This window comes from Nocardioides sp. Z13_37 (assembly GCF_058355585.1).
Map to the genome: position 1 here is coordinate 804,992 of NZ_JBZGDV010000001.1, position 26,823 is coordinate 831,814.

Genomic DNA, 26,823 nt, shown 5'->3' on the forward strand with positions numbered 1-26,823 from the left:
TGCTCGCCCCCGGAGCGGCCGGCGCGAGGGGAGCGGTCGTGAGCCATCGCTGGCACACTCGGCCCATGACCTCTCTCTCCGACTTCTCGGCCACCGCGATCGACGGCACCGAGACCGATCTCGGCCAGTACGACGGCAAGGTGGTCCTGGTCGTCAACACCGCCTCGCAGTGCGGGCTGACCGGGCAGTACAAGGGCCTGCAGGAGCTGCAGGACACCTACGCCGACCGGGGCCTGGTCGTGCTCGGCTTCCCCTGCGACCAGTTCGGCCACCAGGAGCCCGGTGACGAGGCGGAGATCTCCGACTTCTGCGAGCGCACCTACGGCGTCACGTTCCCGATGTTCGCCAAGGTCGACGTCAACGGCGACGGCGCGCACCCGCTCTTCGACTGGCTCAAGGCCTCCAAGGGCGGACTGCTGGGCAGCAAGATCAAGTGGAACTTCACCAAGTTCCTCGTCGGCCGTGACGGCCAGGTGATCGACCGCTTCGCGCCGCAGACCGAGCCGGAGAAGCTCGCCGACGACATCGAGAAGGCCCTCCAGGACGCGCCCGGGCAGGCGTCGTGATCCGCGCCGGCGTCGTCGTCGCGGCGGTGCTCGCCGCGGTGGCGGCGTCGGCACCTCCTGCCACGGCGAGCGCCTCCACGGTGGGCGCCGGGCCCGCCGCACGTGAGGTGACGACGATGCGGGCGGCGGCGCGCGCCGACGTGGTCGTCGGCACGGGCACCCCCGCGTCGTGCACCTCGCGCGCGGTCGTCCGCGCGGTGGCCAGGGGCGGGGTGATCGCGTTCGACTGCGGCCCGTCGCCGGTCACGATCGAGATGGCCAGGACGGCCAAGGTGGTCAACACCTCCTCCCGCGTCGTCCTCGACGGCGGTGGCCTGGTCACCCTCAGCGGGGCGGGCCAGCGGCGGATCCTCTACATGAACACCTGCGATCGGGCACAGGTCTGGACGACGTCGCACTGCAACGACCAGGCCGAGCCGCGGCTGGTGGTGAAGCGGATGCGCTTCGTCCGCGGCACCAGCGTCGGGGAGTCCACCGACGGCGGGGGCGGCGGCGCGATCTTCGTCCGCGGCGGCCGGCTGCGCATCGTCGACTCGACGTTCGCCGACAACCGCTGCGACCGCACCGGTCCCGACGTCGGCGGGGCCGCGGTGCGCGTGCTCGACCAGCACCGCGACCGCCCGGTCGTCGTACGCCGCTCCACCTTCACCGGCGGACGCTGCAGCAACGGCTCGGCGCTGAGCAGCATCGGCGTGTCGTGGCGCATCAGCCGCTCGACGTTCACCGGCAACCGGGCCGTCGGCCGCGGCGCCAACCCGGCGCGACCGGGCACGCCCGGCGGCGGGTCGGGCGGGGCGATCTACCTCGACGGCAACGACATCCACCTCACGGTGGACGACTCGACGATCAGTGGCAACCGGGCCCGCGAGGGCGGCGGGGCGATCTTCTTCGTCTCCAACGACCGCACCGGCACGCTGACCGTCCGCGGCTCGCGGCTCACCGACAACCCCAGCGACGGCTTCGAGACCTTCCCGGGCGTCTTCTTCCTCGGGGCCAGCCGCACGATCACCGACTCGGTGGTGCGCTGACCCGCAGGCTCAGGCCAGGGTCGGCGCGTCCGGCCCGACCGGCGGTGAGCTGGCAACCGAATCGGTCGCGGAAAGGGTTGCTGACGCACCGCCCACCCGGGCGTACGCCGACCGGCGGTGAGCTGGCAACCGAATCGGTCGCGGAAAGGGTTGCAGACTCACCGCCCACCCGGGCGTACGCCGACGGGCGGTGAGCTGGCAACCGAATCGGTCGCGGAAAGGGTTGCTGACTCACCGCCCGCCGGGGTGGGGATGTGCTCAGGCCAGGGTCGGCGCGTCCGGCCCGACCCGCTCGGCCAGCCACTGCGCGACCTGCTCCTCCGACGGCGCGAGGCCGTCGCTGATCACGTGGGGCGCCACGCGGGAGTAGTAGTCGGTGACCAGGTCGTCCGACTCGCGCACGAGCATCCCCGCCGCCTCGCCGTCGACGATCCACGACCCGAGCACCACGCGGTTGCCCTCGAAGCTCGGCAGCTCGGTGTAGGCCTGGTAGACCCAGCCCTCGGCGCCGTAGCCGCCGGGCATCACGACGTCCTCGAGCATGTCGTCGAGGTGCACGCGGATGTTGTCGCCCTCGCGCCCGTGCAGCGGCTTGGCGACCCAGCGCTGGAGGTCGCGCGGCTCGTCGAAGTAGGCCGGAAGCAGCAGCCGGTGGCGGGGGAACAGCTCCCAGAGCACCGGCAGCAGCGCCTTCGTGCTGAGCAGCACCTTCCACGCCGGCTCGATCCACCGCGTCGGCCGCGCCTCGGCCTGCTCGACGACGTGGCGGCCGAACGGCTCGGCCAGCATCTCCTCCCACGCGTAGAGCTTGAAGGCGTTGCGCAGCGGCTCGTCGTGCACGTCGCGGAAGTCGCGGGTCTCGGGGTTCCAGCCGACCTCGGTCATCGGGTGGGCCATGGTCATCCAGCCGGCCTGGACGGCGGTGTCCATCAGGTAGTGGACCGTCATCTCCATCTCGCCGCCGTCGTAGGAGTCCTCCTCGCCCAGGTCGTAGAGGAAGTGCAGGCGGTCACCGTCGAAGTGGCCGGAGCGGCGCAGGCTGCGCCAGGCGGCGACGAGGCGGTCGTGGACGGAGTTCCACTGGTCCATCTCCGGCATCACGTCCTCCATCCAGTTCCACTGGACGATCCCGGTCTCCACGAGCCCGGTCGGGGTGTCGCCGTTGATCTCGAGCATCTTGATCGAGCCGTCCGCGCCGTAGGCCAGGTCGAAGCGCGCGTAGAGCGCCGGGTCGCCGGCCTCGATCGAGCGGCGTACGACGCCCAGCGACCCGGGCGGCAGGCCGAGCCGCTCGTCGGTCATCGTCGTGGCCATGTGGGTCACGGCCTGCAGGCACATCGCCCACAGCTCCTCGGTGGCGGCCTCGAGCGCCTCCACCTCCTCCATGGTCACCTCGTACCAGGCGTCCTCGTTCCAGTAGGGCAGCTCGGAGCCGTCGGGCATCTTCGTGGTCGGGAAGACCAGGCCGTGCTCCACGACGGTGTCGCGCCAGCCCTCACGCGCCCGCGACCGGTGCCGCCACATCGCTGCGTCCCCCGCCGCTCAGGCGATGCTGGCGCACACGATGGCGCCGACCGAGAGGGCGACCGCGGCGGCGACGTGGGCCAGGGGGCGGACGGGCCCGGGAGCGGTGACGATCGAGCGCAGGTCGCCCGGCGTGATCGCCTCGACCGCGAAGAACATGATCGTGTTGAGCGCGATGCCGACGGCGCCGAAGCAGACGGTCCACACGAGCGCCGAGCCGAGCGAGGTCTCACCGTTGGTCCAGATCGCGGTGAAGAGCACCGCCGCGTTGGAGACGAGCCACGCCGAGGTGACCACGCCGGCGCCCTTGGAGTGGGCATGCACCGACTCGTTGCCGTTCTCGTCGACGCCGCGCAGGTGGGTGCCGAGGTGCCCGGGGGTGGCGAGGTCGAGCACGTAGTAGGACACGACGAGCATGGCGCCGCCGACGAGGGCGTAGGCGACGGCGTGGAGGAGGGCGTCGATCAGGTCGGTCACGGGTGGTCTCCTGGGAGCGGTGCTGGGGTCGGGACGGTGGGGCGCGGCGGGCGGGGGTCGGGCGGTCCGGGGCCGGCTCAGCCGAAGCCGCGGGAGCTGCCGCCGAAGCCGCTCTTGGTGGTCGCTGACTTCACGGTGGAGCCGCCCGTGGTGGGCAGGCCACCGCGCTGCACGGCGCCGTTGAGCGTGCTGCCGCGCCAGGTGCCGCCGGTCGCGGTCTGGCCGAGGGCCGGCACCCGCGAGCTGGCGGCGAGGTAGTACCAGAAGAAGCCCGTCCCGACGCCGTTGTAGTCGGAGTCGTCGTCGCACTGGTCGTCGGCGACGCGCTCCTTGGTGTCCGGGTCGACGCACACCGCGGCGTAGTCGGCGCTCGAGGAGCATCCGGTGAGGCTGCTGGCCATCAGCGCCGTGATGCCGAGCGAGATGCTGCTCGAGCGCATCCGACGGCGGGTGGGGGTGGTCATCGTGCCCTCCGGGCGGGTCGTGGTCCGAGGTCGAGGCTACGAGGCGACGAGGTCGGCGTACTGCGGGTGCTTGTCGATGTACGACGCGATGTAGGGGCAGTCGGGTCGCACCGAGAGCCCGCGCGAGCGGGCGTCGTCGAGGGCCGAGCGGGCGAGCGTGGCGGCATGTCCCTGACCGGAGAACTCCGACCCCACCTCGGTGTGGACGAGACGGATCACGTCGCCGTCCAGGCGGTAGTCGATGAAGCCGACGAGCTCGTCGCCGGCGCGCAGCTCGTAGCGGTTGCTGTCAGGTTCGTCACTGAAGCTGGTGTCCACGAGTCGAGCCTAGACGGAGGTGACTTGCTCGTAACCCCACGGGAGCGGGAGGGTTCTGGCCATGGCAGCAACCGCGTCCTCCTACTCGATCACCATGCGGTTGTACACCGCAGCCGACCACAGCGTCGTCGGCTCCGTCGCCACCACGATCGCGCGCAACGGCGGAGTGGTCACCGCGATCGACGTCGCGGAGTCGCGCCACGACCGCCTCACCGTCGACGTCACGTGCTCGGCCGCCGACGCCCCCCACTCGCAGGAGCTCGTCGACGCGGTGTCGGGCGTGGAGGGGGTGCGGGTCCACAAGGTCAGCGACCGCACCTTCCTGCTGCACCTCGGCGGCAAGATCTCCGTGGAGTCCAAGGTGCCGCTGCGCACCCGCGACGACCTGTCGATGGCCTACACCCCCGGGGTGGGGCGGGTGTCGATGGCGATCCACGACAACCCCGAGGACGTCCGCAAGCTGACCATCAAGGGCAACTCGGTCGCGGTGGTCACCGACGGCTCGGCGGTCCTGGGCCTCGGCAACATCGGCCCCGGCGCGGCGATGCCGGTGATGGAGGGCAAGGCCGCGCTGTTCAAGCGCTTCGCCGACATCGACGCCTGGCCGATCTGCCTGGCGAGCCAGGACACCGACGAGATCGTGCGGGCGGTCGAGATGATCGCCCCCGGCTTCGGCGGCATCAACCTCGAGGACATCGCGGCGCCGCGTTGCTTCGAGATCGAGGCCCGGTTGCGCGAGTCGCTCGACATCCCGGTCTTCCACGACGACCAGCACGGCACCGCGATCGTCGTCCTCGCGGCGCTGACCAACGCGCTGCGCTGCGTGGAGAAGGAGCTCGCGGACGTGCGGGTCGTGGTCTCCGGCGGCGGCGCCGCGGGCACCGCCATCGTCACCCTGCTGCTCGCCGCCGGCGCCCGTGACGTCGTCGTGGTCGACCGCACGGGCGCGCTCGCCGCCGGCGACGAGTCGCTGTCGGCCGCCCACGCCGAGCTGGCCGCGGCGACCAACCCCCGCCGCGCCCGCGGGTCGCTGCGCGAGGTCCTCGTCGACGCCGACGTCTTCATCGGCGTGTCCGCGCCGGGCATCCTCGACGCGGAGTGGATCCCGACGATGGCGCCCAAGCCGGTGGTCTTCGCGCTGGCCAACCCCGACCCGGAGGTCGACCCGGCCGAGGCCGACCGCTACGCCGCCGTGGTGGCGTCCGGCCGCTCCGACTACCCCAACCAGATCAACAACGTGCTGGCCTTCCCCGGCGTCTTCCGCGGCCTCCTCGACGCCGGCGCCGACGAGGTCACGACCGACATGCTCCTGCGCGCGGCCCAGGCCATCGCCGACACCGTCAGCGCCGAGGAGCTCCACGCGTCGTTCATCATCCCGAGCGTGTTCCACCCCGACGTCACCAAGCGGGTCGCCTCCGCGATCAGCGGCCGCGAGGCCTGAGCCCGCCCGCCGCCCCGGGCGCGGCGTCGTACGCGCCGGGCTCGGGTGCCCGGCGTGGGCGCGTGGTGGCGCGTGGTGGTGGCGCGTGGTGGTGGCGCTGACATAACCGCCCTCTTGGTGGGGGAGTCCGACACGTGGAGGGGGTTGCAACGGCCTCCAGGTGTCGGAGTCCCCGCTCGAGCGGGGACTCCGACCGACAGGCATCAGCCGGTCAGGGCCCAGCGGGACGACCGACGGCCGGGAGCCCGGTCAGCCGGTCACCTTGCGCGGCCACCAGAACTTGTCACCGAGGGTGAGGGCGAGGGCGGGCACCAGCACCGTGCGGACGACCAGGGTGTCGAGCAGCACGCCGACGCAGATGATCGCGCCGAGCTGGGCGAGCACCACGAGCGGCAGCACACCGAGGACCGCGAAGACCGCGGCGAGCAGGATGCCGGCGCTGGTGATCACGCCGCCGGTGGCCGTCAGGGCGCGCAGCATCCCCTCGCGGGTGCCGTGCTCGCGCGCCTCCTCCCTGGCCCGGGTGACGAGGAAGATGTTGTAGTCGACGCCGAGCGCGACGAGGAACAGGAACGCCAGGAGTGGCACCCCGGTGTCCATCGCGTCGAAGTCGAACACCGTCCGGAACAGCCACCACGAGGCACCCATGCTGGCCGCGTACGTCGCCACCACGGTCGCGACGAGAAGCAGCGGGGCGACGATCGATCGCAGCAGCAGGAGCAGCGCGCCCAGCACCAGCAGCAGGATCAGCGGCAGGATGACCAGCCGGTCGCTCGCGGCGTAGTCGCTGGCGTCGATGGCCTCGGCGTCGCCACCGCCGATGTAGGTGTCGTCGAAGTCGGCCGCCGTGTCGCGCAGCTGGAGCACGATGTCGCGGGTGTCGTCGCTGCCGGGTGCGGCGTCGGGCACGGCGTCGATGCGGGCGATGCCGTCGGCGTCGTTGGTGATGCGCGCGGAGTCGACCCCGTCGACCTCCTCGACGGCGGCGAGCACCTTCTCGGGCTCGTCGCGGGTGATGACCTGCACCGGGTCGCTCGTGCCCGCCGGGAACGACTCGCCGAGCCGCTCGGCGGCCGAGATCGCCTCGGGCCGCTGGAGGAACTGGTCGGCCGGGTCGAGACCCGTGGTGATGGACGCCGTGCCGGTGGCCAGCACCGCGAGGCCCGCGATGGTGGCGACCACGAACGTGCGCGGGCGCCGCGAGACGGCCCTGCCCACGCGGAACCACAAGCCGCGGGAGTCGACCAGCACCGCGTCGCCGACGTGCGGCACGCGCGGCCAGAACACCCACCGGCCGAACAGCACCAGCGCAGCCGGCAGCACGACGAGGGCGAACGTCGCCGCGACCAGGACGCCGACGGCACACGCGAGGCCGAGACCGCGGGTGGTGGGGACGGCCGACAGCAGCAGCGTCAGCAGGCCGAGCACGACGGTGGTGGCGCTCGAGAGCACGGCCTCGAACGTCCGGCTGAGCGCGTGCGCCATCGCTGCGTGGCGGGACTCGGTGGTCTTGAGCTCGTCGCGGTAGCGCGATATCAGCAGCAGGGCGTAGTCGGTGCCGGCTCCGAAGACGAGCACGCTCAGGATGCCGACGGTGGACTCGTCCCACGCGAAGCCGGCCGCCTCCAGCACGTTGGTCGAGGCGATCGCGGCGAAGCGGTCGGCGACACCGACGACCGTCAGCGGGATCAGCCAGAGGACCGGGCTGCGGTAGGTGATGATCAGCAGGAGCGCCACGACGCCGGCCGTCGAGGCCAGGAGTCGGAAGTTGGCGCCGTCGAAGACCTGACCGATGTCGGCCTGGATGCCCGCCGGGCCGGTGACCTGGACCTCGACGCCGTCGGGGGCGTCCGCGCGCAGCTGCTCGCGCAGCTCCTCGACCCGGTCGATGTTGTCGGTCGCGGAGCTCGTGGACACCGGGAGCGCGAGGAGAGCCGCGGTGCCGTCCTCGGCGACCACGACGGGCGACTGCCCGCCCTCGCCGCCGGGCGGTCCACCCTCGCCGCCGCCCTCGCCGCCGCCCTCGCCGCCGCCCGTGGCACCGCCACCCTGGCCGCCACCCTGGCCGCCACCCTGGCCGCCACCCTGGCCGCCACCCTGGCCGCCGTCCTGGCCGCCGCCCTGGGCGCCGTCGGGCGCCCCCTGGCCGTCCCCGCCGCCGGCCTCCGACAGCAGCGCCACGGCCTGCTTGGTCAGCTCGCCCTGCGTCGCGCTGTCCAGCTCACCGGACTCGGCGGTCCACAGCACGATGGCGACCTGGCCCTCGTCGTCGGGCAGCTTGTCCTCGAGCTCGACCGCGAGCGTGCTGTCGGCCCCGGCCGGGAGCTGGTCGACGGGGGTGGTGTCGCGCTCGCCCTCGGGCACGAACGCGATCGCGGCCAGCGCCATCAGGATCGGCACCAGCGCGAACAGCCAGGCGAGCCGGGGCCCGGTGATCGCCCGCGCGAGGGCAGGAGTGCGGTGGGAGGTCACGGGGGTCTCCTCGGCGAGAGTGTGAAGTAAAAGTCTAGGGAAGATGATTGCTAAGCACGTTAGTTATCAAGTTATAGGTAGTATCATGGACAGGCAAGCCACGGGACAGGACGGGGAGGTCGACGAGCGGTGACGGACGAGCAGCCACTCGCCACGACGCCGCGCTGGGTCGGACGGGGCAACGAGAGCAAGCGTCCGGCGACCCTGATGGCGCTGCGCGACCTCCTCGCTCTCGGGACCCGGGTCAACCACGTCGTGTCGCGGCGCGCCGGGTTCAGCGAGTCCGAGCTGGTCGCGCTCGAGCACCTGAGCCGCGAGCAGATCGGCCCCGCCGAGGTCGCGCGCCGGCTGGAGGTGTCGACCGCGGCGGCGACCGGCATCGTCGACCGCCTGGTCTCCCGCGGCCACGTCGAGCGTCGTCCCCACGAGGCCGATCGCAGGCGCACCGAGCTGCACATCACCGACTCCGGGCGCACGGAGGTCATCGGGCACCTGATGCCGATGTTCCGCGCCCTCGACGAGCACGACGCCGGGTTCACCGACGAGGAGAAGGCGGTCGTGGAGCGCTACCTGCGCGGCGCGACGGAGGCCTTCAGGCGAGTGCTCGAGCCCTGAGCCGACGCTCGGGCGTCGGCCCGGGACCCCGGTCGGGTCAGTCCTCGGTGCCGGCGAGACGGTGGGCGACCAGCGCGGCGCCGACGATGCCGGCCCGGTTCTGCAGCTTGGCCGGCACCATCTCGGTGTCCACCTCGATGAGGTGGCCGAACTTGTCCCACGACTTGCTCACGCCGCCGCCGATCACGAAGAGGTCGGGGGAGAACAGCCGCTCGAGGTGGCGGAAGTAGGCGGTCAGTCGCTGCGACCAGTCCTCCCAGCTCAGCCCCTCGCGCTCGCGGGCGCTGGTGGCGGTCGTCGACTCGGCCACGGCCCCGCCCAGCTCGAGGTGGCCGAGCTCGGAGTTGGGCACGAGCTGGCCGTCCCAGATCATGGCCGAGCCGATGCCGGTGCCGAGCGTGATGACCATGACCAGGCCCCCGCGGCCCTTCGCGGCGCCGTACTCCGACTCGGCGAGCCCCGCGGCGTCGGCGTCGTTGACGACGTGCACCTCGCGACCGAGGGCCTCGGTGAAGATCGCGTCGGCGTCCTCGCCGATCCACGACTTGTCGATGTTGGCCGCCGAGTGGACCACGCCCCGGCGCACGATGCCCGGCACCGTCACGCCCACGGGCCGCGTGGAGACCTCGAAGCGTTCGATGATCTGCCCGAAGACCTGCGCGACCGCCTGCGGGGTCGCCGGCCGGGGCGTGTCGATCCGCACCCGGTCGTGGGCGAAGTCGCCGGCCTCGAGGTCGACCGGGGCGCCCTTGATGCCGGTGCCGCCGAAGTCGATGCCGAAGGGATGCTCCATGGCGACCAACCTATCGCCAGCGTCGACCCGGTGTGACCGACGCAACACCGGCGAGACGCCCGGAGGACCGAGTGTCCACCCCCACGGGCGACGCGAGGGCTCAGCGCTCGACCGGGGGGACGGCCACCTCACGACGGTCGTCGGGAAGCCGCCGGGTCAGCCCGGCCCGGTCGAGCCGGTCGAGCAGCGGCAGCACCACCCGCCGCGACGTCCCCAGCTCCTGGCGCGCGGCGCTGGTGGTGAAGGGCTGCTCGAGCCGCGCCAGCCGCGCCGCCGCGTCCCGGTCGGCCCCGGGCAGCAGCACCAGGCCCGGTGCCACCCGCCACAGCAGGCCGGCGCGCTCGGCGGCACCGAGGGCGCGGTCGTCGAGACCGAGCTCGCGCAGCCGGTCGGCCGTCGGGGCGGCGAAGGGCCCGCTCGCGAGCTGGCCGCGTACGACGTCGACGGCCGCGGCGACCGCCGCCGGGAGTCCCGACCCGGGGGAGCGGACCCGACCCCCGACGACCTGGAGCGGCGCGCGCACGAGCGGCGCGACGAGCCCGGGGTCGGGCAGCCGGAGCCGGTCGGCCAGCACGGTGAGCGGCACGTCGGGGTCGAGCGGGTGGGCGCGCGCGTGCTCCGCCACGAGCCCCGGGAGCCGCACGGCGAGCGCCCCGGCGAGCGCGCGGCTGACCAGCCACGGCCCGGCTTCGAGGTGGTCGCCCGGCGCTGTGTCGACGCCGATGCGCCGCAGCCGGTCGCGGTGGGCGAGGCCGCGGCGGGCGAGCTCGTCGGCGAGCCGCGGGGTGCCGTCGGCGCCGGAGAGCTGGGCCGCCCGTCGGGTCGCCGCGCCGCGCCGGCGCAGCCGCGGCGGATCGGGGTCGAGCACGTCGACGCGCCACAGCGCCCGGCGTCCGGGGTCGCGCAGCACCATCCGGTCGCCCACGCGCAGCGGCAGCGGCCGCTCGAGCGTCAGCCGGGCGATGCCGTCGGCGGCGTCGCCGAGCGGGCGGTGGCGCACGGCGACGTCGGCCGCCCCGACGTGCAGCTGCGGCGAGAGCGGCGGGCCCGCGCCGTGGTCGCCGCCCCGGAGGCGTACGTCGACCACCTCGGTGTGGTGCCACGCCGCCGGGGCGGTCAGCGGTGTCCCGCGCTCGATGCCGTCGACGTCGCCGGTGAGGTTGAGCGCCACCCGCGCGGTGCCGCTGACCGCGTCGGCGTCGCGGCCGAGGGCCTGCAGCCCGCGGACCCGCACGGTGCGCGCACCGTCGGACAGGGTGTCGCCCACCCGCACGGTGCCGGCGGGCAGGGTGCCGGTGACGACGGTCCCGGCGCCCCGCACGGTGAACCGCCGGTCCACCCAGAGGCGCACGTCGGCAGCCGGGTCCGGGACGGGGAGCCGCCCCAGCACGGTCGCGAGCGCGCCGCGGAGGTCGTCGAGGCCGCTGCCGGTGCGGCCGCTGACCGCCACGACCGGCGCCCCGGCCAGGCTGGTGCGCGCCACCTCGGCGGCGGCGCGCGCCATGGCCGGCGCGGGATCGGCCAGGTCGCTGCGGGTGACGGCGACGACGCCGTGGGCCACGCCCAGGGCGTCGAGGGCGGCGAGGTGCTCGGCCGACTGCGGCATCCACGGGTCGTCGGCCGCCACCACCAGCAGGGCCGCCGGGACCGGGCCGACGCCGGCGAGCATGGTGGTGAGGAAGCGCTCGTGCCCCGGGACGTCGACGAACGCAACCTCACCCAGGTCGGACCAGGCCGTCCACGCGTAGCCGAGCTCGATGGTCAGCCCCCTCCGCTGCTCCTCCGCGAGCCGGTCGGGGTCGGTGCCGGTGAGGGCGCGCACCAGGGTGGACTTGCCGTGGTCGACGTGGCCCGCGGTGGCGACGACGTGCATCAGGACCGGTCCGCGCCCGCCACGCGGCCTACGGCGTCGGCGAGCGCGGTGTCGTCGACCGGGTCGAGCGCGAGCAGGTCGAGCAGCAGCCGTCCACGCACCGTCCTGCCCAGCACGGGCGGGTCGCCGGCGCGCAGCGGGGCCGCGAGGTGCTCGGGCAGCGCGATCGCCGCGCTCGGCAGCTCGACGCCCGGCGCGCCGCCGCCCCCGACCGCTCCGGCGGAGTCGACGACCTCGACGCCGAGCGCGCCGACCAGGTCGGCGGGCCAGGTGCCGACGATCGCCCGGGCGCGGGCCCGGAGGTCGTCGACCGAGCGGCCCAACGCGGCCGGCACGGGTGGCACCGGCCCGGCGAGCGTGGCCTCCAGCGCGGCCAGGGTGAGCTTGTCGACGCGCAGGGCGCGGGCGAACGGGTCGCGCCGCAGCCGCTCGACGAGGCCCGCCTCGCCGAGGAGCAGGCCGGCCTGCGGCCCGCCGAGGAGCTTGTCGCCGGACGCGGTGACGAGGTCGGCGCCCGCGCGCAGCGCCCCGGCGGCGTCGGGCTCGTCGGGGAGCCGGGGGTGGTGCGCCAGCAAGCCGGAGCCGATGTCGACGACGAGGGGGACCCGGCGTCCGGCGTGGGTGATCCCGGCCAGCTCGCGGGCCGGCACCGAGGAGGCGAAGCCGGTCACCGCGAAGTTGGAGGGGTGCACCTTGAGCACGAACGCGGTCGTGTCGTCCACGGCCGACGTGTAGTCGCGCAGGTGGACGCGGTTGGTGGTGCCGACCTCGCGCAGCCGCGCCCCCACCGACTCCATCAGCTCGGGGATGCGGAACCCGTCGCCGATCTCGACGAGCTCGCCGCGCGCGATCACCACGGTGTCGCGCCCGTCGTCGCCGCGCGCCAGCACCCGGGTGACCAGGGCGAGGGCCGCCGCACCGTTGTTGACCACGTGCACGCCGCCCGCGTCGGGAACGGCGGCGGCGAGGGCGTCCAGCGCGCCGCGACCGCGGCGGCCGCGGCGTCCGGTGGCGAGGTCGAGCTCGACGTCGGTGGCGCCGGCGGCGGTGCGCACCGCCTCGACGGCCGCCGCCGACAGCGGCGCGCGCCCGAGGTTGGTGTGCACGACGACCCCGGTCGCGTTGAGCACCCGCCGCAGGCTCGACGCCGACTCCGGCAGTGACGCCACCGCGACGTCGGCGACGTCCTCGGGGGCGACGTCGCCCGCGCGGCACCGCTCCTGCGCGCGGGCCACCGCCTGCTTGACCAGGCCGGGCCCCAGCCGTCCGGCTGCGGCGACCAGGCGCTCGTCGGCGAGCACCTGGTCGGTGCGGGGCGTGGCCCGCCGCGGATCCGGCACCCGCCCCTCCTCGTCCGACGACCCGGCACACGTGTGGCGGAGGCGGACGGGAATCGAACCCGCCCGACCCAGCTGCTGGGTCGCAACGGTTTTGAGGACCGCGTCCGTCACCAGACGAGAACCGCCTCCGCGCGCCACCCTAGTCGGGTCCTCGCGGCCGCGCCCACGGTCCGGAGGCCGGGCACGTGGTCGCGGCCCTGACCCGGCCGTGCCTAGATTGGCCGGGTGACCCAGCGCGCGAGCACGTCCGACCCGGCGATCCGCCTCACCCAGTACGCCTCCGGCGGCGGCTGTGCGTGCAAGGTCCCGCCCGGCGAGCTCGAGCGGGTGCTCAGCGGGCTGGGCCGGGGCCGGGCCTCGGGCGACCTGCTGGTCGGTCTCGACCACGGCGACGACGCGGCCGCCGTGCGCATCGACCCCGCTCCCGACGGCACCGGGCGCGCGATCATCGCGACCGCCGACTTCTTCACCCCGGTCGTCGACGACCCCTACGCCTTCGGCCGCATCGCCGCGACCAACGCGATGTCCGACGTGTGGGCGATGGGCGGCACGCCCGTCGTCGCGGTCAACCTCCTCGGCTGGCCGCGCGACCGGATCCCGTTCGACGTGGCCGGGGAGGTGCTGCGCGGCGGTGACGACGCGTGCACCGAGGCGGGCGCGTTCCTGGCCGGCGGGCACAGCATCGACGACCCGGAGCCGAAGTACGGGCTCGCCGTCACCGGTCTCGCCGACCCCGAGCGGCTGCTGCGCAACGACGCGGCGCAGCCGGGCATGCCGCTGACCCTGACCAAGCCGCTGGGCCTCGGCGTGCTCAACAACCGGCACAAGTCGACCGGCGAGTGGTTCGAGGAGGCCGTCGCGGTGATGACGCAGCTCAACCGCGACGCCAGCCGGGCCGCCGTCGACGCCGGCCTGAGGGCGGCGACCGACGTGACCGGCTTCGGCCTGCTGGGCCACCTGATGAAGATGATGCGCGCGAGCGGCACCACGGCCGTCATCGACGCGGCCGCCGTGCCCTACGTCGACGGGGCGCGCGCCTCTCTCGCCGACGGCTACGTCCCGGGCGGGAGCCGGCGCAACCTCGACTGGGTGCGGCCCCACCTCGACGCCTCGGTCGACGAGGACGAGCTGGTGCTGCTCGCCGACGCCCAGACGTCCGGTGGCCTCCTCGTGGTGGGCGAGCTTCCCGGGCACCCGGTGGTGGGCGAGGTCGTGGCCGCGGGCGAGCGCGCGGTGGTCGTACGCTGACCGCCCTCTGGGTGGTGGACGGCCCCCGGGCAGCGCCGTAGGGTCGTGGGACAGCACACACTGCGGGAGGTGAGGGCCATGGGTGAGTCTCGTGCCCAGCTGCCGTGGCCTGTGCTCCGCCAGCTCGTCAGCGGCGACTTCCTCGGCCGCGGCAAGGCCGTGCGCTCGCGGGCCACCGACGAGATCGAGCCCCGCACCACCACCGCCGACCGGGTCGCGCGCAGCGTGTGCCCCTACTGCGCCGTCGGCTGCGGGCAGAAGATCTTCGTCAAGGACGAGCAGATCGTGCAGATCGAGGGCGACCCCGACAGCCCGGTCAACCGCGGCCGGCTGTGCCCGAAGGGCTCGGCCAGCAAGAACCTGGTGACCAGCGAGCTGCGCGAGACCACGGTGAAGTACCGCCGTCCCTTCGCGACCGAGTGGGAGCACCTCGACCTCACCACCGCGATGGAGATGATCGCCGACCGCGTGGTGAAGTCGCGCCGCGACGCCTGGCAGGAGCTCGACGAGAAGGGCCGCCGGGTGCGCCGCACGATGGGCATCGCCAGCCTCGGAGGGGCGACCCTCGACAACGAGGAGAACTACCTCATCAAGAAGCTCTTCACCGCGATGGGCGCCATCCAGATCGAGAACCAGGCGCGTATTTGACACTCCGCCACCGTCCCCGGTCTGGGGACCAGCTTCGGACGCGGCGGCGCCACCGGCTTCACGGCTGACCTGGCCAACGCGGACTGCATCGTCATCCAGGGCTCCAACATGGCCGAGGCCCACCCGGTGGGCTTCCAGTGGGTCGTGGAGGCGCAACGGCGTGGCGCGAAGGTGATCCACGTCGACCCGCGGTTCACCCGCACCAGCGCGGTGGCCGACAAGCACGTCCCGATCCGCGTCGGCAGCGACATCGCGTTCCTGGGCGGCATCGTCCGCTACGTCCTGGAGAACGAGCTCGACTTCCGCGACTACGTCGTCAACTACACCAACGCCGCGACGCTCGTCAGCGACGCGTTCGAGGACACCGACGACCTCGACGGGCTGTTCAGCGGCTTCGACCCCGACAGGCGCACCTATGACCCGACGAGCTGGGCCTACGACGTCGAGGACGGCCCGGGCGAGCAGAGCTCGGCGCAGGCCGACGACTCCGAGGAGACCCAGGCGCAGAGCGACACCGCTGCCGGCATGCAGAACGAGGCCCACGGCATGCAGGTGGCGGGACACCCGCGGCGCGACGAGACGCTGCAGCACCCGCGCTGCGTCTACCAGGTGCTCAAGCGCCACTTCTCCCGCTACACCCCCGAGGTGGTCGAGCAGACCTGCGGCGTGAGCCAGGCCGACTTCCTCGAGGTGTGCCGGGCCTGGACGGAGAACTCCGGCCGCGAGCGCACGACCGCGCTGGTCTACAGCGTCGGCTGGACCCAGCACAGCGTCGGCGTGCAGTACATCCGCACCGGCGCGATCCTGCAGCTGCTGCTCGGCAACATGGGTCGTCCCGGAGGCGGCGTGATGGCGCTGCGCGGCCACGCGAGCATCCAGGGATCCACCGACATCCCCACCCTGTTCAACCTCCTGCCCGGCTACCTGCCGATGCCCAACCCCGACCAGCACGCGACCCTGTCCGACTACGTCGACAGCATCCGCAACCCCGGCAGCAAGGGCTTCTGGTCCAAGGCCGACGCCTACACCGTGAGCCTGCTCAAGGCCTACTGGGGCGACGCGGCCACCGCCGACAACGACTACTGCTTCGACTACCTGCCCAAGATCACCGGCGACCACGGCACCTACCGCACCGTGCTCGACATGATCGACGGCAAGGTCTCCGGCTACTTCCTGCTCGGCCAGAACCCCGCGGTCGGCTCGGCCCACGGTCGCGCGCAGCGCCTCGGCATGGCCAACCTCGACTGGCTGGTCGTGCGCGACCTCTTCGAGATCGAGAGCGCGTCGTTCTGGAAGGACGGGCCCGAGGTCGCGACGGGCGAGATCGTGCCCGAGGAGTGCCGCACCGAGGTCTTCCTGTTCCCGGCCGCGTCCTACGCCGAGAAGGAGGGCACCTTCACCCAGACGCAGCGGATGCTGCAGTGGCGCGAGAAGGCCGTCGACCCGCCGGGCGACTGCCGCTCGGAGCTGTGGTTCTTCTTCCACCTCGGGCGCATGGTCCGCGAGCGCCTGGCGGGCTCGACCGACGAGCGCGACCGGCCCGTGCTCGACCTCGCCTGGGACTACCCCGTGCACGACGAGGGCGCGCTCGGCAGCGAGGGCGCTGCCGCGTGGGGCGAGCCCAGCGCGGAGGCCGTGCTGAAGGAGATCAACGGCTACGACGTCGCCACCCGCCGCCCGCTCTCGTCCTTCGGGGAGATGAAGGCCGACGGGTCCACCGCCGGCGGCTGCTGGATCTACACCGGGGTCTTCGCCGACGGCGTCAACCAGGCCAACCGCCGCAAGTCGCGCCACGACCAGTCGTTCGTCGCGCCCGAGTGGGGCTGGGCCTGGCCGATGAACCGCCGCATCCTCTACAACCGCGCCTCCGCCGACCCCGAGGGCCGGCCGTGGAGCAAGCGCAAGGCCTACGTCTGGTGGGACCCGACACTCGGCGAGGCCGGCGAGTGGACCGGCGACGACGTCCCCGACTTCGAGAAGACCAAGCCGCCGTCCTACCGCTCGCCCGAGGGGTCCGACGGCGTCGAGGCGATCGAGGGCATCGACCCGTTCATCATGCAGGGCGACGGGAAGGGTGCGCTCTACGCCCCGCAGGGCCTCATCGACGGCCCGATGCCGACCCACTACGAGCCGGTCGAGTCGCCGTTCCGCAACCCGCTCTACGGCCAGCAGGGCAACCCCACGCGCAAGAGCTACGACCGCGACGACAACCGGATGAACCCCTCTCCCCCCGAGGAGCACAGCGAGGTCTTCCCCTTCGTCTTCACCACCAGTCGGCTCACCGAGCACCACACCGCCGGCGGCATGAGCCGCTACCTCGAGCACCTCGCCGAGCTCCAGCCCGAGATGTTCGTCGAGGTGTCGCCCGAGCTCGCGCGCGAGCAGGGCCTCGAGCACATGGGGTGGTGCCACGTGGTCACCGCCCGCTCGGCGATCGAGGGCCGGGTGCTGGTCACCGAGCGGCTGCGCCCACTGCGGGTCGAGGGCCGCACGGTCCACCAGGTCTGGATGCCCTACCACTGGGGCAGCGGCGGGCTGGTCAGCGGCGACTCGACCAACGACCTGTTCGGCATCTCGCTCGACCCCAACGTGCTCATCCAGGAGAGCAAGGTCGGCACGTGCGACGTACGCCCGGGGCGGCGGCCGAGGGGGGCGGCCCTGCGCACGCTCGTCACCGACTACGCGCGGCGGGCCGGGGTGGACGACGGCGTCCACGCGCGGATCGTCACCGCGTCCGAAGGGGCGCAGGCCAGGTCGCTGGCAGGCGCCGACACCAGCGACGACGACGAGCACGACCAGGAGGGCCAGTGATCGGCCGCAACAGCCTCTTCGGACCACTCGACCCGGCGCCCGACGCCGGCTACGTCGATCCGCCCAAGCGCAAGGGCTTCTTCACCGACACCAGCGTGTGCATCGGGTGCAAGGCCTGCGAGGTGGCGTGCAAGGAGTGGAACGACGTCCCGGAGAACCTCTTCGAGATGCTCGGCACCTCCTACGACAACAGCCACTCCCTCAACGCCAACCAGTGGCGCCACGTGGCGTTCATCGAGCGTCCCGCCCGCCCGGCCACCGACCTCGGCATGCCGAGTGTCGGCGCCCCGCCCAGCGACGTGCCCGAGGAGGCCAAGCCCGACTTCCAGTGGCTGATGTCCTCCGACGTGTGCAAGCACTGCACCCACGCCGCCTGCCTCGACGTGTGCCCCACGGGCTCGCTCTTCCGCAGCGAGTTCGGCACGGTCGTGGTGCAGGACGAGATCTGCAACGGGTGCGGCTACTGCGTCGCCGCCTGCCCCTACGGCGTGATCGACCGGCGCCGCGGCCCGGAGGGCGACCCCAAGGTGGGCATCGCCCAGAAGTGCACCCTCTGCTACGACCGGCTCACCGACGGCCAGCGCCCGGCGTGCGCGGCCGCGTGCCCGACCGAGTCGATCGTGTACGGCGACGTGGACGAGCTGCGCGAGCGCGCCAACGCCCGGGTGGCGCTGCTCCACGAGCGGGGGGTGATGGACGCCCGGCTCTACGGCAACGACCCCGAGGACGGCGTGGGCGGCACCGGGGCGATGTTCCTGCTGCTCGACGAGCCGGAGGTCTACGGCCTCCCGCCCGACCCCGTCGTCACCACCCGCGACCTGCCGCACATGTTCACCCGCGCGGGGATGGCGGGCACGGCGCTGCTGATCGGCGCGGCGCTGTCGTTCGTGCGGAGGCGCTCGTGAGCGAGGTCGACGGCGCCGGCCCGCAGGTCCGGCACGGCGGCAGCCCGGGTCGCTCGCGTGCCCGCGGCCGTCGTCGCGGCGGCGAGCGGGTGATGGTGCCCGAGGCCGACTTCACCTCCTACTACGGCCGCCCGATCGTCAAGGCGGCGCCGTGGGAGCACGACATCGCCTACTACCTCTTCACCGGTGGCGTCGCGGCCGGGACCTCGCTCCTCGCCGCCGGGGCCGACCTCACCGACCGCCCCGGCCTGCGGCGCGCCGGCCGGATCGGCTCGCTCATCGCCCTGCTCCTCAGCATCGTCGCGCTGGTCCACGACCTCGGCAGGCCGAGCCGGTTCCTCAACATGCTGCGCGTGGTCAAGCTGACCTCCCCGATGTCGGTCGGCACCTGGATCCTCAGCCTGCACGGCCCGTTCGCGGGCCTCGCCACGGCCGCCGAGCTGGTCGGCATGCTCCCGACCCGGTGGCAGCGCGGACCGGTGCGGCTGCTGCTGCGGCTGGGACGCCCCGCCGGGCTGGTGGGGGCGATCACCGCCCCGCCGGTGGCGGCGTACACGGCGGTGCTGCTCGCCGACACCGCCACCCCGGCGTGGCACTCCGCCTACGAGGAGCTCCCCTTCGTCTTCTGCGGCTCCGCCGCGGCCGCGTCCGGTGGCTGGTGCATGGTCACCGCTCCCGTGGCCGAGGCCGGTCCCGCCCGCGCGTTCGCGGTGGGCGGCGCCGCGGTGGAGCTGGTGATGGCCCACCGCATGGAGGCCTCGATGGGCCTGTCCGCCCAGACGCTGCACACCGGCCAGGCCGGCAGGTGGATGCGCGCCAGCAAGGTGCTCACCGTCGCGGGCGCCGCCGGCGCGCTCGCGGGCGGGCGCAGCCGCATGCTCTCGGCCGTCGCGGGCACTGCACTGATGGCCGGCTCGCTGTGCACCCGGATGGGCGTCTACGAGGCCGGCCTGGCCTCGGCCAACGACCCGAAGTACACGGTGGTGCCGCAGCGTGAGCGGGTCGAGCGCGGCGAGCAGGTGCGCCACCAGGGCTGAGCCAGAACGGCGCCTCTCGGGCCGACCGACGGCCGGGGCCGGACGAAGGAGACAGCGATGGACGAGACACCCACGCGAGCGCAGGATCCCGCTTCCTCGAGCCGCTCCGGACCCGGCGGCTTCCGCTGGCTGCTGGTCGGGGGCGGGCTGCTCCTGCAGTTCTCGATCGGGGCGGTCTACGCCTGGTCGGTGTTCGGGGGCGCGCTCGAGGACGCCGAGTCGTGGCAGCTCAGCAAGGTACGGGCCTCGCTGCCCTTCACCGTCACCATCGGCATGATCTTCATCGGCAGCTATCTCGGCGGCCGGCTCCAGGACGCCCGGGGGCCGCGCGTCGTGGCGCTGGCGGGCGGTGTCGTCTACGGCATCGGCATCCTGCTGGCGGGGCTCACCAACGGCTCCGACGACTACTGGCTGCTGATCCTCGGCTACGGCGTCATCAGCGGCTTCGGCCTCGGCTTCGCCTACATCGTGCCCATCGCCATGCTGCAGAAGTGGTTCCCCGACAAGACCGGGCTGATCACCGGGCTGGCGGTCGGCGGCTTCGGCTTCGGGGCCGTGCTCACCTCGCCGGTCGCCCAGTGGCTCATCGACCGCGACCCCGACGACCCGACCGGGGCGTTCATCCCGCTCGGCATCGCCTACCTGGTGATGTCGCTGGTGGGCGCCTCGATCTTCCGCAACCCGCCCGCCGACTACGTCGTCCCCGGCATGGAGACGACCGGCGGCGCGGCCGCCGGCACGGGCCGCGACTACACCCAGGGCGAGGCACTGCGCACTCCGCAGTGGTACCTGCTCACCGCGATCCTCACCCTCAGCGTCAGCGCCGGCATCTCGCTCATCTCGCAGGCCAAGCTCAGCGCGACCGACATCGCCGGCGTCAGCGTCACCGGCGCCGCGACGCTGGTGGGCGTGCTGGCGATCTTCAACGGCGCGGGCCGCATCGTGTGGGCCGGCATCTCCGACCGGATCGGGCGGATGAGGACCTTCGCCGCCATCCTCGCGCTGCAGGGCGCCTGCCTGATCGTGCTGCCGCACGCCGGGAGCGTGGCGCTCTTCTCCGTCCTCGCTGCGGTGATCTACCTCTGCTACGGCGGCACCTTCGGCACGATGCCCGCGACCGCCGGCGACTTCTTCGGCGTGCGCAACGCCGGCGCGATCTACGGCCTGATGCTCGTCGGCTGGAGCCTGGGCGGGGTGATCGGGCCCGTGCTCGCCTCGGCGCTCATCGGCGAGGACAAGGCCTACACCCTGGCCTACACGACCATCGGGATCGTCGCGCTCGCCTCCGTCGCCCTCACGTTCGTCACCAAGGTGCCCGAAGGTCGCCACGCCGAGCACGACTGAGTCCTGCCACACTCGGCTCATGGCCATGACGTCGCCCCGGGTGCTGCGCGACTGAGCGCGTGGGTGAGCCGATGAGCGGAGTCGTCTGGGGCACGCCGACCGCGCGCGGCGTGGTGGCCGCCGCGACCCTGGGCTCCGGGCTGACCCTGCTCGACGGCACCGTGGTCAACGTGGCCCTGCGGTCGATGGGCGCCGACCTCGACGCCTCGCTGGCGCAGCTGCAGTGGATCACCAACGGCTACTTCCTCTCCCTCGCCTCGCTGATCCTGCTGGGCGGCTCGCTCGGCGACCGCCTCGGCCGGCGGCGGGTCTTCGTCATCGGCACGGTGTGGTTCGCGCTGGCCTCCCTGCTGTGCGGGCTCGCCCCGACCGCGGAGGTGCTGATCGCGGCCCGGGTGCTCCAGGGCGTCGGCGGCGCCCTGCTGACCCCGGGCAGCCTCGCGATGATCCAGGGGGCGTTCCGGTCCGAGGACCGCAGCCGGGCGATCGGTGCCTGGTCGGGCCTCGGCGGGATCGCGTCCGCGATCGGGCCGCTGGTCGGCGGCCTGCTGATCGACCACGCGTCGTGGCGGTGGATCTTCCTGATCAACCTCCCGCTGGCCGTGCTGACGGTGTGGCTGGCCCTGCGGTGGGTGCCCGAGACGCGCGACCCGCGCGCGCACGGCCGCTTCGACCTCACCGGCGCGACCCTCGCCTCCCTCGCCCTGGCCGGCGTCACGTGGGCGCTGACCGACGCGGGCGGGCCCGCGACGATCTGGGCGGCCGGGGGCGGGATCGCCGCGGCCGCGGCCTTCGTCGTGGTGGAGCGGCGCACCCGCGCGCCGATGGTGCCGCTCGGGCTGTTCGGCGACCGCACCTTCAGCGCCGCCAACCTGATGACGCTGCTCGTCTACGCCGCGCTCGGCGCCGTCCTGTTCTTCCTGGTGCTCCAGCTGCAGACCGTGGGCGGCTACACCGCGCTCGAGGCCGGCCTCGCCACGCTCCCGATCACGCTGTGCATGCTGCTGCTCGCGGCCCGCGGCGGTGCGCTGGGCGAGCGGATCGGGCCGCGCATCCCGATGACGTTCGGCCCGCTGGTGATGGCGGCCGGGACGCTGTTGCTGATGCTCGTCGGGCCGGGGGTCACGTGGTGGCGCGACGTCGCGCCCGGCCTCACGGTCTTCGGCGTCGGCCTGGCCCTGATGGTCGCCCCGCTGACGGCCACCGTCCTGGCGGCCGCGCCCGACGAGGTGGCCGGCATCGCCAGCGGCATCAACAACGCCGTCGCGCGGGCCGGGTCGCTGCTGGCCGTCGCCGCGCTGCCCATGGCCGTCGGCCTGGCCGGCGACGACTACCGCGACCCCGCCCGGTTCGACTCGGCGTACGGCACCGCGATGCTCGCGTGCGCGGCGCTGCTCGCCCTGGGCGGCCTCGTCTCATGGGTCACCATCCCCCGCCGCGTCCAGACACCTCCTGCCTAGGGTCGAGGTGTGCGCGGACGACGACGGGTGGCGGCCGTGGCGACGCTCGCCCTGCTGGCGGGGCCGGCGGGCCTGGCGGCCTGCAGCGAGCCCGCCGCACGCGAGCGTCCCGACCCGGCGCCCGCCTCCACCCCCGATCCGACCGCGTCGGCCACGACCCCGACCGTGGCCGATCCCGACCACGCGGTCGAGCCGCCCGGCGAGCGCGACGGACGGCTGTGGAGCGCCGACGTCCTCGTGCAGTGGGACAAGCCCATCGACGACGCGCTGCTCGAGCGGATCGAGGACCTGCGCGGCGTCGCGCACACTGAGCGCATCGGCCTGGGCCAGGTGAGCTTGGAGAACCGCGTCCTCACCGTCGCCGCCGTCGACCCGGGCGCCTACCGGCACTTCACGCAGGCCGAGGTCGCCGACCTCCAGGAGGCCTGGGACCGCGTCGCCGGGGGCGAGCTGGCCATCGACCGCACGGTCGCCACGCGGCTGGCCGACCCCGAGACGGGGATGGTGCGGCTCGGCGCCGGCGACGACGCGCCGACCCTGCACGTCGGCGCGTACACCCCGCAGCTGCCGACCATCGACATGGTCGTCAACACCGCGTGGGCCGACGACATCGGGATGGACACCGACAACGGGCTGCTCATCTCCACCGACGCCGTCGCCCCCGCCAGCATCCGCAAGCCGCTGGAGCGGCTGGTCGGCAAGGACGCCTCGGTGCAGATGCTCGACGTGGCCTCCCGGCTCGGCCTAGACCCCGACGCCAGGCTCACCGCGGTGCCCGCCGGCGGCACGCTGGGCAGCGTCGTGGGCACCTTCCGCTACCAGGTGCTCGGCGGCGGCCGGATCGCCCCGGAGCCCGCCTGGGTCGCCGCCCACATCCGCACCGAGTCCGTGCCGATCCTCGGCAGCGTCACCTGCCACAAGGACCTCTTCCCCCAGCTGCGCGCCGCCCTCCTGGAGGTCGAGCAGCGCGGGCTGGCCGACGAGATCGACCCGCGCCAGTACGCCGGGTGCTACTACCCGCGCTTCATCGCCGACACCACCACGCTGTCCAACCACTCCTTCGGCCTCGCCCTCGACCTCAACACCGCCGGCAACCAGCGCGGGACCGTCGGCGAGATCGACCGCGACGTGGTGGCGATCTTCAAGACGTGGGGATTCGCGTGGGGCGGCGACTGGCGCTGGACCGACCCGATGCACTTCGAGCTCGCCGAGGTGAAGCGGGTCGGGTGAGCACCTGACTAGGGTCGGCGCATGCGCGCAGTCCAGGTCGTCACGCCCACCGGTCCCGCCGACGTCGAGGTCCGTGAGGTCGACCCGCCGGTCCCGGGCCGCGACGACGTGCTGGTGGAGGTGCACAGCGTCGGCGTCGCGTTCCCCGACCTGCTCCTGAGCCGTGGGGAGTACCAGTTCAAGCCCGAGCCACCGTTCACCCTCGGCGTCGACTTCGCGGGTGTCGTCCTCGACCCGGGCTCCCCGGAGTCGAGCGGGTTCACGGTCGGCCAGCGGGTCGCGGGGGTCAACCTCAACGGCGGCGCCGCCGAGCAGGTCGCCAATCCGGCGATCTTCACGTTCGCCCTGCCCGACGCGATGTCGTACGACGAGGGCGCGGCGCTGCCGATGAACTACCTCACCGCCCTGTTCGCGCTCGAGGAGCGCGGCGGGCTGCGCGAGGGCGAGACCGTGCTGGTGCACGGCGCCGCCGGCGGGGTCGGCACCGCGACCCTGCAGGTCGCCCGGGGCCTCGGCGCCCGCACGATCGCGGTGGTCAGCACCCAGGAGAAGGCCGACTTCGCCCGCGCGGCGGGCGCCGACGAGGTCGTCGTCGGCCCGGACTTCAAGGACGCGGTGCGCGAGCTCACCGGCGGCCGGGGCGTCGACGTGGTCCTCGACGTGGTGGGCGGCGACGCGTTCACCGACTCGCTGCGCTGCCTCGCCGAGCAGGGACGCGTCCTCGTCGTCGGGTTCGCCGCCGGGCAGGGCATCCCGCAGGTGAAGGTCAACCGGCTGCTGCTCGGCAACACCGACGTCCGCGGCGTCGGCTGGGGCGCCTACGCGATGGCGCGCCCGGGGTACATGCAGAAGCAGTGGCACCGGCTCCTGCCAATGATCGAGTCCGGCGTGGTGCGCCCGCCGATCGGGGCGACCTACGACCTGTCCGGCTTCGGGCAGGCGCTGGTCGACATGGACGAGCGGCGCACCCTCGGCAAGTCGGTCGTGCGGGTGCGCTGAGGGCCCCGCCGCGCAGACCTGGACCCAGCTCCAGCAGGGCCGCTGACGCGGCAGCTCAAGCGGTGAGGGCCTCGCTCAACACGTCGGATCCGACGTGTTGAGCGGGGCTGTGACCGCTTGAGCCCGGCCGAACGAGCGAGCGAGCAGAGGGGCCGACCGGGGGGCCGATGCCGGGCGCGACGCCGGTCGGGCCGTCCGCCGCTCCTCCACAGGGGCCCTCTGCTGCGTCCGGCGCTGGGCCGACGGGGTTAGGGTCGCGACGTGACAATCCTCGACGCCGCCCGCGACGGCATGAACCTCGACATCCGCCCGCAGGACGACCTCTTCGGCCACGTCAACGGCCGGTGGCTCGACGAGACGGAGATCCCCGCCGACAAGTCGAGCTGGGGCGCCTTCATCGCGCTCGCCGACGCCGCCGAGCAGCAGGTGCGCGACATCATCACCGAGCTCGCCGAGCGCCCCGCCGACCAGCTCGACGACGACGAGCGCAAGATCGGCCAGCTCTACGCCTCCTTCATGGACACCGAGACGATCGCCGCGAAGGGCCTCGACCCGATCCGCGGCCTGCTCGAGCGCGCCCACCGGGTCGCCGACCTCACCGAGCTCGCGGCCTTCCTCGGCGCGTACGAGCGCATCGGCGGCCCCGGCGTGTTCGGCTCCTACATCACCCCCGACCGCGGCGACGCCTCGCGCAACATCGTCTACCTCGCGCAGGGCGGCCTCGGCCTGCCCGACGAGTCCTACTACCGCGACGACAAGTTCGCCGAGATCCGCGAGAAGTACCTCGCCTACCTCACCACGCTGCTGGAGCTCAGCGAGCACGACGACCCGGCCGGTGCGGCCGCGCGCGTGCTGGCCTACGAGACCCGGCTCGCCGAGGGTCACTGGGAGGCCGCCGAGACGCGCGACGTGCAGAAGACCACCAACCACAAGAGCCTCGACGAGCTGCGCGAGCTCAGCCCCGCCTTCGACTGGGTCACCTGGATCACCGGCCTCGGCGGCACCGAGGAGATGCTGCGGCGCTCGATCGTGATGCAGCCGGACTTCTTCTCCCACCTCTCGACCGTGCTGGAGGAGACGCCGATCGAGACCTGGCGCGACATCCTCCACGTGCGCGTGGTGCGCAGCTCGGCGGCCTACCTGCCCGACCCGTTCGTCGAGGCCAACTTCGACTTCTACGGCCGCACCCTCAACGGCACCCCGGAGCTGCGCGCTCGCTGGAAGCGTGGCGTCGACTTCGTCGAGGGCGCCATCGGCGAGGCGGTCGGCAAGGTCTACGTCGAGCGCCACTTCCCGCCGCGGTCCAAGCAGATGATGGACGAGCTGGTCGCCAACCTCGTCACCGCCTACCGCCGCTCCATCGAGGCGCTCGACTGGATGGGCGAGGACACCAAGAAGAAGGCCTACGACAAGCTCGACCGCTTCTACCCCAAGATCGGCTACCCGACGGAGTTCCGCGACTACTCCACCCTCACGGTCTCCGCCGACGACCTGCTGGGCAACGTGGCGTCGGCGTCGGCGTTCGAGACCGACCGCCAGCTGGAGAAGGTCGGCCAGCCGGTCGACCGCGACGAGTGGCTGATGCTGCCCCAGACGGTCAACGCCTACTACCACCCCGGCACCAACGAGATCTGCTTCCCGGCCGCCATCCTGCAGCCGCCGTTCTTCAGCCCCGACGCCACCGACGCCGAGAACTACGGCGGCATCGGCGCGGTCATCGGCCACGAGATCGGGCACGGCTTCGACGACCAGGGCGCCCAGTACGACGGCGACGGCAACCTCCAGGACTGGTGGACCGCCGACGACAAGGCCGCCTTCGAGGCCAAGTCGCAGGCGCTGATCGCGCAGTACGACGCCTTCGAGCCGCGCAACCTGCCCGGCGAGCACGTCAACGGCAGCCTCACCGTCGGCGAGAACATCGGCGACCTCGGCGGGCTGACCATCGCCCACAAGGCGTTCGTGATCAGCCAGGGCGGCGAGGCGTCGATGGATGACCGGCGCGACCTGTTCCTCAACTGGGCCCACGTCTGGCGCACCAAGCGGCGCAAGGAGCAGGAGCTCCAGTACCTCACCATCGACCCGCACAGCCCGGCCGAGTTCCGCGCCAACATCGTGCGCAACCTCGACGAGTTCCACGAGGTCTTCGAGACCGGCCCCGACGACGGGCTGTGGCTCGACCCGGAGCGTCGCGTCCGCATCTGGTGACCGGGCGAGGGGACCTTCGGCCCTG

General features: G+C 73.3%; 21 protein-coding genes, 1 tRNA gene and 1 pseudogene. 14 read left to right on the plus strand and 9 right to left on the minus strand.

Annotated features, from left to right (window positions below):
- The first annotated feature begins 65 nt into the window (after positions 1-65).
- The gene (locus AC4H2S_RS03720) at positions 66-566 is read left to right on the plus strand and encodes a glutathione peroxidase (RefSeq protein WP_491495607.1); all 501 of its coding nucleotides are present in this window, start codon (positions 66-68) and stop codon (positions 564-566) included.
- A complete protein-coding gene (locus AC4H2S_RS03725) occupies positions 563-1,594 on the plus strand; it encodes a right-handed parallel beta-helix repeat-containing protein (RefSeq protein ID WP_491495608.1) in 1,032 nt (343 codons plus the stop codon). The genes AC4H2S_RS03720 and AC4H2S_RS03725 overlap by 4 nt, the downstream gene beginning before the upstream one ends.
- Positions 1,595-1,852: 258 nt before the next feature.
- Here AC4H2S_RS03725 and AC4H2S_RS03730 read toward each other — a convergent pair whose 3' ends face one another.
- From AC4H2S_RS03730 to AC4H2S_RS03745, 4 genes are all read right to left on the minus strand, one after another.
- Positions 1,853-3,118, minus strand: a complete 1,266-nt coding sequence (locus tag AC4H2S_RS03730) for a glutathionylspermidine synthase family protein (RefSeq protein ID WP_491495609.1) — start codon at positions 3,116-3,118, stop codon at positions 1,853-1,855.
- A gap of 18 nt (positions 3,119-3,136) precedes the next feature.
- Entirely contained in the window at positions 3,137-3,595 is a 459-nt protein-coding gene (locus tag AC4H2S_RS03735; protein WP_491495610.1) for a DUF350 domain-containing protein, read from the minus strand.
- A 77-nt stretch (positions 3,596-3,672) separates the two neighbouring features.
- Positions 3,673-4,059 (minus strand): hypothetical protein, encoded by a 387-nt coding sequence (locus AC4H2S_RS03740; RefSeq protein WP_491495611.1) that lies wholly within the window; start codon positions 4,057-4,059, stop codon positions 3,673-3,675.
- 36 nt (positions 4,060-4,095) lie between these two features.
- Positions 4,096-4,377: a GNAT family N-acetyltransferase gene (locus AC4H2S_RS03745; RefSeq protein WP_491495612.1), complete on the minus strand. Its 282-nt coding sequence runs from the start codon at positions 4,375-4,377 to the stop codon at positions 4,096-4,098.
- A 61-nt stretch (positions 4,378-4,438) separates the two neighbouring features.
- On the opposite strand from AC4H2S_RS03745, the gene AC4H2S_RS03750 reads away from it, so the two are divergent.
- Positions 4,439-5,818, plus strand: coding sequence for an NAD-dependent malic enzyme (locus AC4H2S_RS03750; RefSeq protein ID WP_491495613.1), 1,380 nt, complete (start codon positions 4,439-4,441; stop codon positions 5,816-5,818).
- A 249-nt stretch (positions 5,819-6,067) separates the two neighbouring features.
- Here AC4H2S_RS03750 and AC4H2S_RS03755 read toward each other — a convergent pair whose 3' ends face one another.
- Positions 6,068-8,290: an MMPL family transporter gene (locus AC4H2S_RS03755; RefSeq protein ID WP_491495614.1), complete on the minus strand. Its 2,223-nt coding sequence runs from the start codon at positions 8,288-8,290 to the stop codon at positions 6,068-6,070.
- Positions 8,291-8,419: 129 nt separating this feature from the next.
- Here AC4H2S_RS03755 and AC4H2S_RS03760 point away from each other — a divergent pair, with 129 nt between their 5' ends.
- A complete protein-coding gene (locus tag AC4H2S_RS03760; protein ID WP_491495615.1) occupies positions 8,420-8,905 on the plus strand; it encodes a MarR family winged helix-turn-helix transcriptional regulator in 486 nt (161 codons plus the stop codon).
- Between the two features lie 37 nt (positions 8,906-8,942).
- Here AC4H2S_RS03760 and ppgK read toward each other — a convergent pair whose 3' ends face one another.
- The 4 genes from ppgK to AC4H2S_RS03780 all read right to left on the minus strand — a co-directional run bounded on the left by ppgK (position 8,943) and on the right by AC4H2S_RS03780 (position 13,040).
- Entirely contained in the window at positions 8,943-9,698 is a 756-nt protein-coding gene (gene ppgK, locus AC4H2S_RS03765) for a polyphosphate--glucose phosphotransferase (RefSeq protein WP_491495616.1), read from the minus strand.
- A 100-nt stretch (positions 9,699-9,798) separates the two neighbouring features.
- On the minus strand, positions 9,799-11,571 hold the full coding sequence (selB, locus tag AC4H2S_RS03770; protein WP_491495617.1) for a selenocysteine-specific translation elongation factor: 1,773 nt from the start codon (positions 11,569-11,571) through the stop codon (positions 9,799-9,801).
- A complete protein-coding gene (gene selA, locus AC4H2S_RS03775; RefSeq protein ID WP_491495618.1) occupies positions 11,571-12,911 on the minus strand; it encodes an L-seryl-tRNA(Sec) selenium transferase in 1,341 nt (446 codons plus the stop codon). Before selA ends, selB begins: the two co-directional genes overlap by 1 nt.
- 34 nt (positions 12,912-12,945) lie before the next feature.
- Positions 12,946-13,040: transfer RNA gene (locus AC4H2S_RS03780), tRNA-Sec, on the minus strand.
- Positions 13,041-13,136: 96 nt separating this feature from the next.
- On the opposite strand from AC4H2S_RS03780, the gene selD reads away from it, so the two are divergent.
- The 10 genes and pseudogenes from selD to AC4H2S_RS03830 all read left to right on the plus strand — a co-directional run bounded on the left by selD (position 13,137) and on the right by AC4H2S_RS03830 (position 26,798).
- Positions 13,137-14,159, plus strand: a complete 1,023-nt coding sequence (gene selD / locus AC4H2S_RS03785) for a selenide, water dikinase SelD (RefSeq protein WP_491495619.1) — start codon at positions 13,137-13,139, stop codon at positions 14,157-14,159.
- 78 nt (positions 14,160-14,237) lie between these two features.
- Complete coding sequence (locus tag AC4H2S_RS03790; RefSeq protein ID WP_491495620.1) at positions 14,238-14,807, plus strand: hypothetical protein; 570 nt, start codon at positions 14,238-14,240, stop codon at positions 14,805-14,807.
- Positions 14,808-14,819: 12 nt separating this feature from the next.
- Positions 14,820-17,618: pseudogene (fdh, locus tag AC4H2S_RS03795) on the plus strand (formate dehydrogenase); the annotation flags it as partial.
- On the plus strand, positions 17,615-18,523 hold the full coding sequence (locus tag AC4H2S_RS03800; RefSeq protein ID WP_491495621.1) for a 4Fe-4S dicluster domain-containing protein: 909 nt from the start codon (positions 17,615-17,617) through the stop codon (positions 18,521-18,523). The pseudogene fdh and the gene AC4H2S_RS03800, both read left to right, overlap by 4 nt.
- Positions 18,520-19,560, plus strand: a complete 1,041-nt coding sequence (nrfD, locus tag AC4H2S_RS03805; RefSeq protein WP_491495622.1) for an NrfD/PsrC family molybdoenzyme membrane anchor subunit — start codon at positions 18,520-18,522, stop codon at positions 19,558-19,560. Before AC4H2S_RS03800 ends, nrfD begins: the two co-directional genes overlap by 4 nt.
- A 57-nt stretch (positions 19,561-19,617) precedes the next feature.
- Positions 19,618-20,904 carry an L-lactate MFS transporter gene (locus AC4H2S_RS03810; protein WP_491495623.1) on the plus strand — a complete coding sequence of 429 codons (1,287 nt, stop codon included), beginning with the start codon at positions 19,618-19,620 and terminating at the stop codon, positions 20,902-20,904.
- A 71-nt stretch (positions 20,905-20,975) separates the two neighbouring features.
- Positions 20,976-22,364, plus strand: coding sequence for an MFS transporter (locus AC4H2S_RS03815; protein ID WP_491495624.1), 1,389 nt, complete (start codon positions 20,976-20,978; stop codon positions 22,362-22,364).
- Positions 22,365-22,373: 9 nt separating this feature from the next.
- Positions 22,374-23,594, plus strand: coding sequence for a M15 family metallopeptidase (locus AC4H2S_RS03820; protein WP_491495625.1), 1,221 nt, complete (start codon positions 22,374-22,376; stop codon positions 23,592-23,594).
- A 21-nt stretch (positions 23,595-23,615) separates the two neighbouring features.
- Positions 23,616-24,593: an NADPH:quinone oxidoreductase family protein gene (locus AC4H2S_RS03825; RefSeq protein WP_491495626.1), complete on the plus strand. Its 978-nt coding sequence runs from the start codon at positions 23,616-23,618 to the stop codon at positions 24,591-24,593.
- Positions 24,594-24,854: 261 nt separating this feature from the next.
- Positions 24,855-26,798, plus strand: coding sequence for a M13 family metallopeptidase (locus tag AC4H2S_RS03830; RefSeq protein ID WP_491495627.1), 1,944 nt, complete (start codon positions 24,855-24,857; stop codon positions 26,796-26,798).
- Positions 26,799-26,823: the final 25 nt, after the last annotated feature.